Here is a 14,822-nt window from a genome sequence, read left to right on the forward strand (position 1 = left end):
CGCCGGGCTCCGGGCTCACGAGCAGCCGCTCGTCGCGCCGCAGTTGAGGCACTTGTGACACGCGCCGCTGCGGACCATCAGCGTGCCGCACTCATGACACGGCGGCGCATCCGTCTCGCGCACCCAGCCGGCGGACGACTCCTCGACCAGGATGGCGCCGGCCTCGGCGCGCCGCTCTTCGCGGGCGTCGTCCGGCAACACCGGCACCGCCGGCAAGTCGAGCTGCCCCTTCGCTTTGCCCTTGAGCGCGGCCGCCGGATGCTCCTCGGCCTCGAGGAACCGCAGCGACAGCCACCGGAACAGGTAGTCCATGATCGACGTCGCGATCGGGATCTCCTGGTTGCCCGTGAACCCGGCCGGCTCGAACCGCGTGCCCTTGAACTTCTCGGCGAGCAGCTTCAGCGGCACGCCGTGCTGCAGAGCCAACGACACGGCGGTCGCGAACGAGTCCATCAGCCCGGCGATCACGGAGCCCTCCTTCGCCATGCGGACGAAGATCTCGCCCGGCGTACCGTCGTCGTACAAACCGACCGTCACGTACCCGTCGTGGCCCGCGATCGAGAACTTGTGGGTGAGCGACCGGCGCTCGTCACTGAGTTTGTGGCGGATCGCCGGCGGCGGGCTCACCGTGTTGCCCTTGGCCGCGCGCATTGCCTTGATGAGCGCCTTCTCCTCGTCGGTGAGCGCCGACAGCGTGTCGATCTCGCTCGACCCCTGAGCCATGTCGGTGTTGCTCGTCGACAGCGGCTGCGTGCGCTTGCAACCGTCGCGGTAGACGGCGATCGCCTTGAGCCCGAGCTTCCACGCCTCGAGGTATGCGTTTTCGATGTCGTCGACCGAGCAGTCGTTGGGCAGATTGACGGTCTTCGAAATCGCGCCCGACAGGAACGGCTGCACGGCCGCCATCATGCGGATGTGACCCATGTAATGGATCGACCGCGTGCCCTTCGCCGCGCGGAACGCGCAGTCGAACACCGGCAGGTGCTCGTCCGCGAGGTGCGGCGCCCCCTCGATCGTCTCCTCCTTGTCGATGTACGCCACGATGTCCTCGACCTGCGCCTCGTCGTAGCCGAGCTTGCGCAGCGCCTCCGGCACCGTGTTGTTGACGATCTTGAGCATTCCGCCGCCGACGAGCTTCTTGTACTTGACGATGGCGATGTCGGGTTCGACCCCCGTGGTGTCGCAGTCCATGAGGAACCCGATCGTGCCGGTCGGAGCGAGCACCGTGGCCTGCGCGTTGCGGAAGCCGTAGCGCGTGCCGAGGTCGATCGCCTCGTCCCACACGTCGCGCGCGGCGGCCAACAGGTCCGAAGGCACGAGCGCGCCGTCGATCGCGCGGGCGGCATCGCGGTGCTGGCGCATGACGCGCAGCATCGGCTCCTCGTTGAGCGCGTAGCCGTTGAACGGCCCGGTCGCCTCCGCCGAGATGCGCGCGCTCGTCGCGTACGCGTGGCCGCACAGAATCGACGTGAGCGCCGCGGCGTAGGCGCGGCCGGCGTCGCTGTCGTACGGCAACCCGCGCGCCATCAACAGGGCGCCGAGGTTCGCATAGCCGAGCCCGAGCGGCCGGTAGTCGTGCGAGTTGATGCGGATCTTTTCCGTCGGGTACTTGGCGTTGCCGACGATGATCTCCATCGCGATGATCGTGATCTCGATCGCGCGCTTGTAGGATTCGATGTCGAACTCGCCGTCCTCTTTGACGAACTTGCGCAGGTTGAGCGACGCGAGGTTGCACGCCGAGTCGTCCAGGAACATGTACTCCGAGCACGGGTTCGACGCGTTGATGCGCGCCGTGTTGATGCACGGATGCCACCGGTTGATGGTGGTGTCGAACTGGATTCCCGGGTCGCCGCACAGGTGCGCCGCCTCGGCCATCTTGCGGAACAGCTCGCGCGCCGACAGCGTGTCGACGACCTCGCCGGTGGTGCGCGCGCGCGTCTGCCACGGACGGTCCTCGACCACGGCGCGCATGAACTCGTCGGTCACGCGCACCGAGTGGTTCGCGTTCTGGTAGCCGACCGTGTCGTACGCACCGCCCGGCACGTTGAAGTTGCCGTCGTAGCCCGCGTCGATCAGCGCCCAGGCTTTCTTCTCCTCGCGCGCCTTGCACTCGATGAAGTCGACGATGTCCGGATGGTCGGCGTCGAGGATGACCATCTTTGCGGCGCGGCGCGTCTTGCCGCCCGACTTGATCGCGCCGGCGAACGTGTCGAACCCCTTCATGAACGACACGGGCCCCGACGCCGTGCCGCCGCCGTTGAGCAGCTCCTTGGACGACCGGATGTTCGACAGGTTCGACCCCGTACCGGAGCCGTACTTGAACAGCATGCCCTCGGTCTTGGCCAGCGTGAGGATCGACTCCATCGAGTCGTCGACACTATTGATGAAGCAGGCCGAGCACTGCGGCTCCTCCTCGACGCCGACGTTGAACCAGACCGGCGAGTTGAACGCCATCTTCTGATGGAGCAGCAGGTGGACCAGCTCGTCGCGGAAGGCCCAGGCGTCCTCCTCGCTGCGGAAGTAGCCGTCCTTGCGCCCCCACTTGAAGATGGTGTCCGCCACCCGCGAGATCATCTGGCGGACGGACGACTCGCGTTCGGGCGTGCCCAGGGTGCCCCGGAAGTACTTCTGGACGACGACGTTGGTCGCCGTCTGGCTCCACGACGCCGGGATCTCGCAGTCCTTCTGCTCGAAGTAGACGGTGCCGTCGGCGCCGGTGATCGTGGCCGATCGCAGTTCCCACTCGACCTCCGAGAACGGATCGACGTCGAGCTTGGTGAAATACCGCTCGACGGTGAGGCCGGGCCGCTGCGGCGTCGGCGCAGCTTTGTCGGCAGAATTACGCTTTTTTGACGAACGCGACTTGGTTTTCCGGCCTTCTACTTTTTCGATCATGGGTCGCTCTCCCCCCTCGCAAAATGAGCGGGCTGCCGGGCGGCGACAGCCCTCGAACGGCGTAGACTCAGCGCAAACGAATCCTTTCGGGCCCCCGCTCGGCCCGTTGAACACGACGAAGAAGCCCGCGGCGTCGAAGTCCCCTCAGCGCGGCGCCGCGAGTGTTCCCACTCTACAGCGTGTGTCTGACACGTCAAGAAAAAACACACACGATATTGTGGTCCGATTTTCGTCAGACACCATAGATGGTGTATGCACGGGTAGGAGAACGTGTGATCTGTGAGTGGACAACGCGCGGATTCGCGCCCAGTTTGCCGGCGATTCCCGCCGCTTGCGGAGGCCTGTGGACAACCCTGTGACTCGCTCGCCGCTCCTGTGGACGACGCCACCAGGCGGGCCGGGATCTCGCCCGCCCCTCCGGCGGCCGGCCGCGCTCGTCGCGCTCGCCGCGCTTGCCTTCGGGTTGGGGTGTAGCGCCCCCAGCTCCGACCCGACCGCGGGTCCGGCCCGCCGCGTCGTGTGCCTCACGCCGTCGTCGACCGAACTCGTCGTCGCCGTCGCCGGCCCCGGCGTCATCGTCGGCGTCGACGACTATTCGGCGGCCGAGGTTGCGGCGGTGCGCGGCCGGCCGACGGTCGGCGACTTCCTCGCGCCGAGCCTCGAGGCGATCCTCCGCCTGCGCCCGGACCTGGTCGTGCTCGACCGGGTGCAGACGCGCGTCGCCGACGGGCTGCGCGCCGCGGGGGTGCGCGCGCTGCCGCTGCGGATGGAGCGCGTGGGCGACGTCGCGGCCGGCCTGCGCGCGGTCGGCGACGCGCTCGGGCGGCGGGCCGAGGCCGCTGCCGCCGCCGCCCGGCTCGAGGCCGAGATCGCGGCCGTGCGGGCCGAGGCGGCGCGCGCCCTCGGCGGCCGGCCGCCGCCCCGCGTCCTGATCGTCGTCGACCGCGAACTCGGCGGCCTCGGCAACCTCGTCGCCGCCGGACCCAACAATTACTTGGACGAGCTGGTGGCCCTGGCCGGCGGAGTGAACGTGCTGGCCGACGCGCCGGTCGCGTTCCCGCGCATCTCGGTGGAGGAAGTGCTGCGCCGCGCGCCCGAGGTGATCATCGACGCGGTGCACACGGCCGACCAGCAGCGCGCCGCCGCCGACTGGGACGTCCTGGCGACGGTGCCCGCGGTCGCCACGGGCCGCGTCCACGTCCTGGCCGACACGATGTACACGCACCCCGGACCGCGGCTGGCCGAGTCGCTGCGCGGCCTGGCCCGCCGCATCCACGCGCCGCCGCGGCGATGACCCCGGCCGCGGCGCGCCGGCGATGCGGCCGGGCCGCGGCGCGCCGGCGATGCGGCCGCGCGCGGTATAACGCCGCCGTGCTGCAGATCGACGGCGTGACCTTCGCCTATCGCAGCGCGCCCGTGCTCGCCGGCGCGTCCCTCGCGGTGCGCCCGGGCGAGATCGCGTGCGTCGTCGGCGCCAACGGCGCGGGCAAGAGCACGCTGCTTCGGCTCGCCGCGGGGCTGCTGCGGCCGGCGGCCGGCCAGGTACGCGCGTTCGGCCTGGATCCCGCTAGCACGCCGCGCCCGGCGCTCGCCCGGCGGCTGTCGCTGCTGCCGCAACAGGTGCGCCACACGTTCCCGTTTTCCGTCGCCGAAGTCGTGCTGATGGGGCGCTACCCGCACCAGCGCCGCGGGCTGCTGGCGCTCGAGTCGGCCGACGACGTCGCCGCCGCCGACGACGCGATGCGCCGGTGCGACGTGCTCCACCTCGCCGGCCGCCGGTTCGACGAGCTGTCGGGCGGAGAACGCCGGCGCGTGCTGCTCGCACAGTCGTTTTGCCAGCGCGCCGAGCTGCTGCTGCTCGACGAACCGACCGCGTCGCTCGACCCCGCCCACGCGCTCGCCGTGTTCGCCGCGCTGCGCGCCGAGGTGCGCGCGCGCGCCGCCGCCGCCGTCGTCGTCACGCACGACCTCAACCTCGCCGCGCGGTTCGCCGACCGCGTCGCCGTGGTCCACCGCGCCCGCGTGGTGGCCGACGGCGCGCCCGCCGACGTGCTCGCCGGGCCGGAGGCGCGCGAGGCGTTCGGCTGCCCGCTGTACGTCGGCACGCTGCCGGACTCCGGCTCCCCGTTCGTGGTGCCCGCATGACCGATCGGCGCGACCACGACCGCGGCGCGCCGCCGGTCGACGCGAACGCCGGCTCGGCGGTGCGCCCGCTGTCGCGCCGCCGGCTCGCGGCGGCGGTCGCCGGCTGCGCCGGAGTCGCCGCGGCCGTGTGCGCGCTCAGCCCGCTGGTCGGCGTCGACGGCGCCGGCGGCGGCCGCCACCTCGCGCTGCTCGACCTGCGCGCGATCGTAGACGGCCTCGCCGGCGCGCCGACGGTCGACGCGCAGCTGTTCGCGCTCGCGCGGCTGCCGCGGGTGCTGGCCGGCGCGGTGGTCGGCGCGGGCCTCGCCGTCGCCGGCTGCGCCCTGCAGGCGCTGTTGCGCAACCCGCTGGCCGAGCCGTACACCGTCGGCGTGTCGTCGGGCGCATCGCTGGCCGCCCTGCTCGCGATCCGGCTCGGGCTCGACGCGACCTGGCTCGGCTCATCCGCGATCGGGCTGGCCGCCCTCGCCGGCGCCGCCATCACGATCTACGCCGTGTGGCGGCTGGCGCAAACCGACGGCGACCTGCCGCCGGCGGCGCTGCTGCTCGCGGGGCTCGTGATCGCGATCGTGTGCAGCGCCGCGTCGATGCTCGTGCAGTACACGGCCACGTTCTCGGAGACGTACCGGTTCGTGCGGTGGATGATGGGCGGGCTCGAGTGGATCCGCTACGGCCCGCTGTGGCGCGCCGCGGTGCCCACCGCCGCCGGCATCGCGGTACTGCTGTGGCTCGCGCGGGACCTCAACGCGCTGTCGGCCGGCGGCGAGGCGGCCGCGTCCGTCGGCGTCCACCCGACGCGGGCGCGGACGATCGGGTTCTTTGCGGCGTCGCTCGTGGTCGGCGCCGCGATCTCCGTGGCGGGGCCGATCGGGTTCGTCGGCCTGGTCGTGCCGCACGTGTTGCGCGGCGCGGTCGGACCGGACCATCGCGTGCTGCTGCCGGCCAGCGCGTTTGCCGGCGCGGCGTTCGTCGTCGCGTGCGACACCGTCGCGCGCATCGTACTCGCGCCCGCGCAGCTGCCGGTCGGCATCGTCACCGCGCTGATCGGCGGCGCGTTCTTCGCGTACGTGTTCCGCCGCGAGAAGACGCGCGCCCGCCTGTGGGGCGGCTGACCCGCGCGGGATCGACGCTGCAACGCGCCGCCGTTTCGGGTACCTTGACGGCGGCCCGCCCGCGCCGGGCGAGCGAGGCCGACAGGAGCCGACATGACGCGACCGGTGGACCGCATCGAACTCGTGCGCGGTGACATCACCGTGCTGGACGTGGACGCCATCGTCAATGCAGCGAACGAATCGCTGCTCGGCGGCGGCGGGGTCGACGGCGCGATTCACCGGGCGGCCGGCCCGGAGCTGCTGGCGGAGTGCCGCGCGCTCGGCGGCTGCCCGACCGGATCGGCCAAGATGACCCGCGGCTACAACCTGCCGGCGCGCTGGGTGATCCACGCGGTCGGGCCGCGCTACCGCGACGGCCGGCACGGCGAACCGGAGCTGCTGGCGTCGTGTTACCGGACCGCGATCGAGTTGGCGGCCGCCAAACAACTGGCGTCGATCGCGTTTCCCGCGATCAGCTGCGGTGTCTACGGGTACCCGGTCGACGACGCCGCCGAGATCGCGATCGCGGCGACGGCCGGCGCGCTCGCCGCCGCGCCCACGATCCGGCTGGTGTTGTTCGCGCTGATCGACGACCGCGCCTACGCCGCGTTCGAGAAGGCGCTCGAACGCCACTGCGGGACGTGACCGCGGGCGTGCTACAACCGGACGCCATGCCGACCGCGCTCGACCAGACGATCGCCGAGGTCGAGCCGCCGAGCGAGACGGCGATGGACGCGGCTCGCTCCCGCCTGGCGGGGCGCAGCGGACTCGGCGCGCTCGAAGCGCTCGCGATCCAGCTCGCGGGCGCCCGCCACGTGGCACTGCCTCCGGTCGCGCGCAAGCGCGTGGTGGTCGCGTGCGCCGACCACGGCGCCGCGGAGACGCCCGACGGAGCGGCCCGCGCCGCGGCCATCGCCGGCGGCGGCGCGACGGTCAACGTGCTGGCGCGCGCGGCCGGCGCCGAGGTGACGGTCGTCGACTGCGGCGTGCGCGACCCGGACTCCCTGCCGCCGGGCGTCGTGCCGCTGGCGATCGGGCGCGGCACCGCGGACGTGCGCCGCGAGCCGGCGATGCCGCGCGAGGCGGCGGTCGAAGCGCTCGACACCGGCGTCGCGCTCGTGCTGTCGCTCGCCGGGCGGGGGCTCGACGTGCTCGCGCTCGGCCAGGCGGGCGCCGGCGCGAACGCGGCGGTCGAGGCGGTCGTCGCCGCGTTGCGCGCGGGGTGCGCCGACCCGGTGGACGTGCTCGCGCGCCGGGGCGGCTACGATCTCGGCGTGCTCGCGGGCGGGCTGCTCGCGGCCGCGGCGCTGCGCATTCCGACCGTCCTCGACGGCGCGGTCGTGCCCGCCGCCGCCGCCCTCGCGGTGGCGCTCGCGCCGGCCGCCCGCGCCTACGTCGTCGCCGGCCACGCCGGCGCGACCGCCGCCGACGCCGACGCGCTGGCGGCCGCGGCGCTGGCGCCGCTCGTCGACCTCGGCATCACCGCCGGCGAGGGCGCGGGCGCGGCGGTCGCGCTGCCCGCGGTCGACGCGGCGGCGCGCCTTTTGCGCGAGCCCCCGTCGCGCCGCCGCCTGCCGATCGCACTCGATTGACCGCGGGCGTCCGCCCCGGGGCGGCGCGCGCCTACCGGCTCGCCGCCGGCGGCCGCCACTGCAACAGCAACCGCGCCGGCCCGACGGCCTGCTGTTCGATGTCCGGGCCGAGCGACAGCGTCTCCTCGTAGTGCTGCGAGCCGTTGAACTCCTCGATGTACGGGTTGTCCGGGTGCAAGATGTAGTTCCACGCCGGCACGATGTACCCGAGGTAGTCCTCGCCCATGCCGACGACCAGCGGCACCTCGACGCCGGGGTTGGCGAGGATGAGGTCGCGCAGGTACGGTGGCGGCGGCGCCTTCGACAGATCCGGCGGGAACTCGTTGTCGGGATCGATGAAGTCGTCGCCCCACGCCTGGCTGCCGTCGAACCCGCCGATCGCGATCGACGGATCGAGTTCGCCCGGCACGGTCTGCAGCCCGACGTTGCCGACCTGCAGGTAGGTCACGCGCGACTCGAGGTACGGGAAGTTGCCCTCGTCGATCGGCTTGGTCTCGTCGTAGCCGAAGAACGGCCGGTTGAACAGGCCGATGAGCCCGGCGACGTGGAAGAACACGTTTTCCACCACGAGCACCATGCGGCCGGTGCGGAAGTGCAACTGCGGATCGGGCACGTCGACGACCCGGTCGGCGGACGTGATCGCCTCGAGCGCGAGCCGGCCGACCGTCACGCCGATCCGCTCGGACTTGTGCAGGCCGTCGCTGGTGATCGGCGTGCCGTCGGCGTCCAGCGGAACGACGCCGTTGTCGCCGATCTGCCCGCCGATCGGCCCGTTGAGGAAGATCGCGATGCCGCCGATGCCGTCGATCGCCGGTTCGGTCGCGGTCGCCGGCGCGCCGTTTTCCACCGTGTCCCGCAGCCAGTGCGGGTAGTCCGACGACACCAGATTGTTGCGGCTGCCACCATATTCGGGATGCGCAGCCCAGTGGACGATCGACGCGACGGTCCGCTCCGGCTCGCCCGCCGCCGCAAACCGGATCACGGTGAGCGTCGGGTCGAGGATCACCGGGTCGCGCCGGTCGCCCACGTAGCGCAGCGAGGAGCCGTCGGCGTCGACCGTGCGCGTCTGCGCGACCTCCATCGTCACCGGCTCGAGGTGTGCGACCGCCTGCTCGATCGCCGCGGCCGCCTGCCGCCGAACGAAGTCGATGTAGTCGGGATCGACGCCGGACTCGAGTTCGTTGCGCCCCCATTTGCCGACCGTGTCGATCGCCTCGTGGTCGTGCGTCGACGCCATCATGACGTGGTCGAGTTCGAGCGACGCGGGCAGCAGGTCGAGCATCGGCTCGTGGTCGGTGATGAACCAGCCGACGACGTCGAGCACGACGATCGCGACGCGGACGTCGCGCCACTCGAACGCGATCGCGCTGGCCCACACGCCGTCGTTGAGTCCGACGGCGGGCCGGCCGGTGCCGAAACCGGCGATCCAGTAGGGATCGAACTCGCCGTTGCCGTTGGCGTCGACGAACGGCTCGCCCGAGTCGTAGTGGCCGTTGCCGTTTTCGTCGGTCCACTCGGTCTCGACCAACTCGGGCATGATCGAGGCGCGCGCGGCGCCCACGCGCAGACCCCCGCCGCCCTCTCCGGTGCAGCCGGGCCGCCCGGGGCACCAGGCCTCCGGAAACGGTTCGATCGGTCCCGGCTGGTAGCCGGCATCCGCCGGTCCGGCATCCGGACCCGCCGCATCGCCGCCGCCGCACGCGGCCATCACGATCAGCGCACACGCCCAAGCTCTCATCGGTCGGCCCCCGCTCGCGGGCTCGTGGTCCCGCGAGCGGGGATGGTACCGCGTCGTCGCCGGCGCTCCCGCAAAAAATACGCGAGGTCGCCGGCACCGCGGCGCGCCGAGCGGCGGCCCTACGAGCCGAACGCGACCGCCGCGAGCGCGAGCCCGAACGCGGCCAGCGCCAGTACGAACGCCGGAACGCCGAGCTCCGCGGAGTTCGCCGACCGAGTGCGTTTGTCGGACATGCTCCGAGCATCGCCGGCCGGCGCCGGTTGTCAAGTTCCCATGGTAACCTGGCGAAATCGCAGTACACTTCGGCCATGCTGCTGCGCGAGACGTTCGCCGTCGGGCCTTTCCAGTGCAATTGCACGGTGTTGGCTTGCCCCGCGACCCGCGAGGCGGTCGTCATCGACCCGGGCGGAGCGCCGGACCGGATCGAAGAAATCGTGCGATCCGAGGGACTTACCGTACGCGCCGTGCTGCACACCCACGCGCACCTCGACCACGTCTACGCCACGCGCGACGTGGTCGAGCGATGCGGCGGCACGATCTGGCTGCACCCCGACGACCTGCCGCTGTATCGGGGGATTCGCGCGCAGGCGATGATGTTCGGGTTCGCGCCGCGCGACGTGCTGCCGGTGGACCGCGAGCTGGCCGACGGCATGACCGTGCCGTTCGGCGCGACCGGCGCGCTCGTGCTGCACACGCCGGGGCATACGCCGGGCTCGGTGTGTTTCGAGGTGCGCGACGGCAACCGCACGGTCGTGTTCTCCGGCGACACGCTGTTCGCCGGCAGCATCGGCCGCACCGACCTGCCGGGCGGCGACCCGCGGAAAATCGTCGAGTCCATCCGCACGCGGCTGTATACACTCGATCCCGATGCGCTCGTCATCCCCGGCCACGGGCCGCCCACGACCATCGGCGACGAGGCGCTGCGCAACCCGTTCGTCCGCGCGCGCCCGTAGCGGCTCGGCCGCGGCGGCGCTCGCGGCGGCGCTCGCGGCGTGCGGCGGGGGCGGCGGCACGCCCGACGCGGCCCCGCCGCTGCCGGCGTGGAACCGCGGCCTGCCGCCGGCGCGGGCGATGGGCGTCCGCCGCGGGCTCACGCCGGCGCGCGGCATCATCCACCTGCACTCGCCCTACTCGCACGACGCGTGCGACGGCGAGCCGCGCGCGTTCGACGGCTCGCTCGACGAGTCGTGCCTCGCCGACCTCAAGCGCGCGCTGTGCACCGATCGCATCGACTTCGCGGCGCTCACCGACCACGACGCGACGATGGCCGACGAGGCGTTCGCCGACCTGTTTCTGTCGCGCGGCGACGTGGACCTGCTGCCGGACCCGGCCGCGCCGACGGCCGGGCGGCTGCGCTGCGACGACGGTCACCGCGTGCTCCTGTTCGTCGGCGGCGAGAACGACCAGATGCCGATCCTGCTCGACCGCCACCCGGACGGGACGGTCGACCAGCGCCATGCCGCGTACAATTCCGAGGACCCGGCCGACATGGCCAGGTGGCGCGACCTCGGCGGCCTCGCGTGGTACGCGCACACCGAGAAGCACCCGCTGGACAAGCTGCGCGCGGCGCGCCCGGACGGCATCGAGATCTACAACTTGCACGCCAACATCGACCCGGACATCCGACAGGACCTGCTCGGGCTCGACGGCCCCGGCGCGATCCGCGCGGTCGTCCAGTTCGCCGACACGTCGCCCGAGGGCCCCGAACCGGACCTGGCGCTGCTGTCGTTTCTCGAACCGAACGACGTGTCGCTCGGCCGGTGGGACGCGCTGCTGGCCGACGGGATGCGCGTGTGGGGCAGCGCCGGCACGGACGCGCACCAAAACGCGCTTCCGCTCGAACTGCGAGACGGCGAACGCGGCGACTCGTACCGGCGCATGATCCGGTGGTTCTCGAACGTGGTCCTCGCCGACGACCCGACCGATCCGGCGTCGATCGAGGCGGCGCTGCGCGCCGGGCGCATGTTCGTGGCGTTCGAGCTGTTCGGGACGCCGGTCGGGTTCGACGTGACCGCCGGCGGAGCGGAGCTCGGCGGCGACGTGGCGCCGGGCGACGCGCTGGTCGTGTCGGTGCCCGAGGTGCTCGACCTGGACCCGAGCCTGCCGGCGCCCGACGTCCACGCGGTGATCCTGCGCATCGATCCGAACGGCAGCGTGACCGAGGTCGCCCGCGGTCGCGGCCCCGAGGTGACCGCGACGGTGGAGGCCGGCGCGGCAGCCTACCGGGTGGAGGTCCGGATCGTGCCACGGCATCTCGGGCCGTACCTCGGCAACCTGGGGCCGGACGACGCGGAGCGCGAACACGTCTGGATCTACGCGAACCCGGTGTTCGTGCGCCCGCCGTCGCCGTGACCCGGGCTTGCCCGCGGCGCCGCCCTGCTCTACCGTCGCGCGGTGGCCCGCACCGCAACAGCCGCGCTCGCCGCCCTGGCGGCGGCCGCGTGCGCCGGCGCGCCCGAACCGGCCCCGGCCCGGCCCGACAAGCCGGCCGCCGAGCTGGTGCCGAAGCGGCGGTCCGGGTGGGACGCCCTCGCGCCCGCGGCGCGCGGGCGCGTCGCCGCGTTCGCGGGCGACTATGCGCGCTGGCTGGCGTCGGCCAAGACGGCGCGGCGGGCGGTCGCGTCGCTGGTGGCGCTGGCCGGCGCGCGCGGCGCGGAACCGCTGGCCGCCGTCCGTGCGCCCGCCGCGCCCGGCCGCACCTATATATGGATGGGGCCCGGCGGCGCGGCGGCGGCGATCGTCCGCGTCGGCCGCCGCCCGGTCGAGGAGGGCGTGCGCGTGGTCGTCGCCAGCGTGGACGCGCCGCACATCGGCCTCAAGCAGCGGCCCGTCTACGACGCGGCCGGGTTCGCGCTGGTCGACGGCGCGCCCTACGGCGACCTCGACGAGGCGGCGTGGCTCGTGCATCCGCTGGCGCTGTACGTCTACGCCGCCGCGTCCGGCGACGCGCCCGCGGTCGACCTCGCGCTCGGCGAGGCGCCCGAGGACCCGGTGTTCGCCATCCCCGACCTGCTGCCCCACCTGGCGCGGCAGGTCCAGCGCGACCGCATCGTCGATTCGCCCGAGCGCCTCGACGCGGTCGCGGCCGCGTCGACCGCCGCGCTCATGGCGTATCTGGCCGAGCGCGGCGTCGACGCGGCGACGCTCGAGCGCGCCGAGATGGCGCTGGTGCCCGCGGGCCCGCCCGTGTTCGTCGGCGTCGACCGCGCGCTGCTCGCCGGTCACGGCCACCGCCGGCGCGCGCTCGCGTACGCGGCGGTGCGCGCGCTGGTCGACGGAGACGCGCCGCACCACACCGCGATCGTCGCGATCGTGTCGCGCGCGGCGGCCGGCGGCGACGGCGCGGCGGGGATCGCGTTCGCACGGCGCGCCGTCGACGCCGCCGTCGCGGCCCTGGCGACGGGCGACGACGTCGCGGGGGGGCTCGCGCTGGGCCGGGCGTGGCGCCGGTCGGCGGCGCTGGTCGCCGCGGACCTCGGCGGAGCGCGCAACCGCGGCGTCGTCCTCGACCCGCGCGCCGACGACGCGCTGCCCGCTGCGGTGCGCCGCGCGGTCGACGCATTCGACGCCGGCGGCGTCCAGTGGCAGATCGCGACGGGCGAGCGCGACCGCGACGCGCCGGCGCGCGACCTCGCCACCGCAGGCGGCGACGTCGTCGCGTTCGGCCTGCCGGTCGCCGGTGCCGGCGCGCCGCTTGAGCTGGCGTCCACCCTCGACCTGTACATGGGGTACCGCGCATGCGCCGCGTGGTTCGCACACTGATCGCCGCCGCCGTCGCCGTCGTCGCCGCGTGCGGCGGCGCGCTCGGCGCGCCCGATCGCACAGCGCCTCCGGCGAACGCCGGCGCGCTCGCGGCCGCCTACCGCGACTTCCTCGACGCCGGCCGCACGCCGGCGGACATCGTCGCCTGGACCACGACCCGGTCCCCGGGTTGGCGCCGCATCGATCCGCTCGCAACGAAAGCGGCGCGCGTCGCCCCGGGCGACCGGCTCGTGTTCGTCGACCGCGACCGCACCGCCCTGTTCGTGGTCGTCGGCCGGCGCCCGCTCGCCGGCGCCGGCGCGCGCCTGGTGTGCGGACACATCGACACCCCGGCGCCGCGCCTGCGCGCCGACGCGCTCGTCGACGACGCCGGCGAGGCCCGGCTGGTCACCTACCGGTACGGCGGCGCGCGCCGCCACCACTGGCTCGGCATCCCGCTCGGCCTGGTCGGGCGCGTCGCGACCGCCGGCGGGGACGAGGTCGCCGTGCGCCTCGGGTTCGCCGGCGACGGGTTTTCGTTCTACGCCACCGACGAGCGCGACGGCAGCGCGGTCGCGATCGCCGCGTCGACCCACGCCGCGAAGGAGACGCCGTCGCACACGTTCGCGCGCGAGCTGTACCGCCGCTACGGCATCACCGCGGCCGACCTGGCGACCGCCGAGCTGTACCTGGTGCCCGCGTGGCCGGCGCGCGACGTCGGCGTCGACCGCGCGTTCGTCGGCGCGCACGGCCAGGACGATCGCCTCAACTCGTTCGCCGCGTGGCGCGCGCTGATCGACGCGGCCGGCGACGAGCCTCCCGAGCGCACGATGGTCGCGTGGCTGGTCGACCGCGAAGAGATCGGCTCGACCGGGCCGACCGGCGCGCGTTCGCGATTCCTCGACACGGTGTTTTCGTGGCTGCTGCGCGCCGAGGGCGCCGCGGACGACGAGCGGACGCTGGCGCGCGCGTTCGCGGCGAGCGCCGCCCTGTCGGCCGACACGCCCGCCGCACTCAACCCGAACTTCCCCGAGCCGCACGTCGCCCGGCTGGCACCGCGCCTCGGCGGCGGCCCGGTGCTGTTTCCGTACGCCGGCCGCCGCGGGAAACAGGGCAGTCACCTGGCGCGCGCCGAGCGCATTCGCGAGGTGGTCGACCTGTTTGCCTCCGCCGGCGCACCGCTGCAAGTCGCCGAGCTCGGCAAGGTCGATGCCGGCGGCGGCGGCACGATTTCCAAGTACCTGGCCGAGCGCGGCATCGACGTGGTCGACGTCGGCATCCCGGTGGTGAGCATGCACTCGCCGCTCGAGCTGTCGGCCAAGGCCGACCTGTGGCACGGCTATCGCGCGTTCCGCGCGTGGCTGCGCGGCGCGGCGCAGGCGCACTGACCTACCGGCGGCGCGACACCGGCGGCGCGCGGTCGGTGGGCACCTCGCCCGCGAACCCGTCTGCGCCGTTCGTCGCTGGCGCCGCTTCGATTGCGTGCGGGATGCCGGGCACGCCGAGGCCGGACGGACATGCGCCGGCGAGCGGCGCATCGGCGTCGATCACGCGCCAGCGGCGCTGGCCGCGGTGCACCTTGACAGCCCAGGTGGAGTGATTAGCCCTTTGTTTTGCACC

12 protein-coding genes are annotated in these 14,822 nt (G+C 73.6%); 9 read left to right on the forward strand and 3 right to left on the reverse strand.

What is annotated here, in order from left to right; translation table 11 throughout:
- Positions 1-15: 15 nt before the first annotated feature.
- The gene (locus tag D6689_12120) at positions 16-2,895 is read right to left on the reverse strand and encodes a vitamin B12-dependent ribonucleotide reductase (protein ID RMH41022.1); all 2,880 of its coding nucleotides are present in this window, start codon (positions 2,893-2,895) and stop codon (positions 16-18) included.
- Positions 2,896-3,178: 283 nt separating this feature from the next.
- On the opposite strand from D6689_12120, the gene D6689_12125 reads away from it, so the two are divergent.
- The 5 genes from D6689_12125 to D6689_12145 all read left to right on the forward strand — a co-directional run bounded on the left by D6689_12125 (position 3,179) and on the right by D6689_12145 (position 7,723).
- Positions 3,179-4,189 carry a hypothetical protein gene (locus D6689_12125; GenBank protein ID RMH41023.1) on the forward strand — a complete coding sequence of 337 codons (1,011 nt, stop codon included), beginning with the start codon at positions 3,179-3,181 and terminating at the stop codon, positions 4,187-4,189.
- The gene (locus D6689_12130) at positions 4,186-5,040 is read left to right on the forward strand and encodes an ABC transporter ATP-binding protein (protein RMH41024.1); all 855 of its coding nucleotides are present in this window, start codon (positions 4,186-4,188) and stop codon (positions 5,038-5,040) included. The genes D6689_12125 and D6689_12130 overlap by 4 nt, the downstream gene beginning before the upstream one ends.
- Positions 5,037-6,152, forward strand: coding sequence for an iron ABC transporter permease (locus tag D6689_12135; protein ID RMH41025.1), 1,116 nt, complete (start codon positions 5,037-5,039; stop codon positions 6,150-6,152). The genes D6689_12130 and D6689_12135 overlap by 4 nt, the downstream gene beginning before the upstream one ends.
- A gap of 93 nt (positions 6,153-6,245) precedes the next feature.
- The gene (locus D6689_12140; GenBank protein RMH41026.1) at positions 6,246-6,776 is read left to right on the forward strand and encodes an O-acetyl-ADP-ribose deacetylase; all 531 of its coding nucleotides are present in this window, start codon (positions 6,246-6,248) and stop codon (positions 6,774-6,776) included.
- A 26-nt stretch (positions 6,777-6,802) separates the two neighbouring features.
- Entirely contained in the window at positions 6,803-7,723 is a 921-nt protein-coding gene (locus D6689_12145) for a hypothetical protein (protein RMH41027.1), read from the forward strand.
- Positions 7,724-7,754: 31 nt separating this feature from the next.
- Here the strand turns inward: D6689_12145 and D6689_12150 are convergent, their stop codons facing one another.
- Positions 7,755-9,431 (reverse strand): hypothetical protein, encoded by a 1,677-nt coding sequence (locus D6689_12150; GenBank protein RMH41028.1) that lies wholly within the window; start codon positions 9,429-9,431, stop codon positions 7,755-7,757.
- Between the two features lie 338 nt (positions 9,432-9,769).
- Here D6689_12150 and D6689_12155 point away from each other — a divergent pair, with 338 nt between their 5' ends.
- The 4 genes from D6689_12155 to D6689_12170 are packed head-to-tail and all read left to right on the forward strand — an operon-like array spanning position 9,770 to position 14,590.
- A complete protein-coding gene (locus D6689_12155; GenBank protein RMH41029.1) occupies positions 9,770-10,414 on the forward strand; it encodes an MBL fold metallo-hydrolase in 645 nt (214 codons plus the stop codon).
- Positions 10,329-11,813 (forward strand): hypothetical protein, encoded by a 1,485-nt coding sequence (locus D6689_12160; GenBank protein RMH41030.1) that lies wholly within the window; start codon positions 10,329-10,331, stop codon positions 11,811-11,813. Before D6689_12155 ends, D6689_12160 begins: the two co-directional genes overlap by 86 nt.
- Before the next feature lie 42 nt (positions 11,814-11,855).
- On the forward strand, positions 11,856-13,223 hold the full coding sequence (locus D6689_12165; protein RMH41031.1) for a hypothetical protein: 1,368 nt from the start codon (positions 11,856-11,858) through the stop codon (positions 13,221-13,223).
- Positions 13,199-14,590, forward strand: coding sequence for an aminopeptidase (locus tag D6689_12170; protein RMH41032.1), 1,392 nt, complete (start codon positions 13,199-13,201; stop codon positions 14,588-14,590). The genes D6689_12165 and D6689_12170 overlap by 25 nt, the downstream gene beginning before the upstream one ends.
- A 1-nt stretch (position 14,591) precedes the next feature.
- Here the strand turns inward: D6689_12170 and D6689_12175 are convergent, their stop codons facing one another.
- The gene (locus D6689_12175) at positions 14,592-14,780 is read right to left on the reverse strand and encodes a hypothetical protein (protein ID RMH41033.1); all 189 of its coding nucleotides are present in this window, start codon (positions 14,778-14,780) and stop codon (positions 14,592-14,594) included.
- Positions 14,781-14,822 lie beyond the last annotated feature (42 nt).

The organism is Deltaproteobacteria bacterium, from assembly GCA_003696105.1.
Classification (GTDB): Bacteria; Myxococcota_A; Polyangia; order Haliangiales; family J016; genus J016.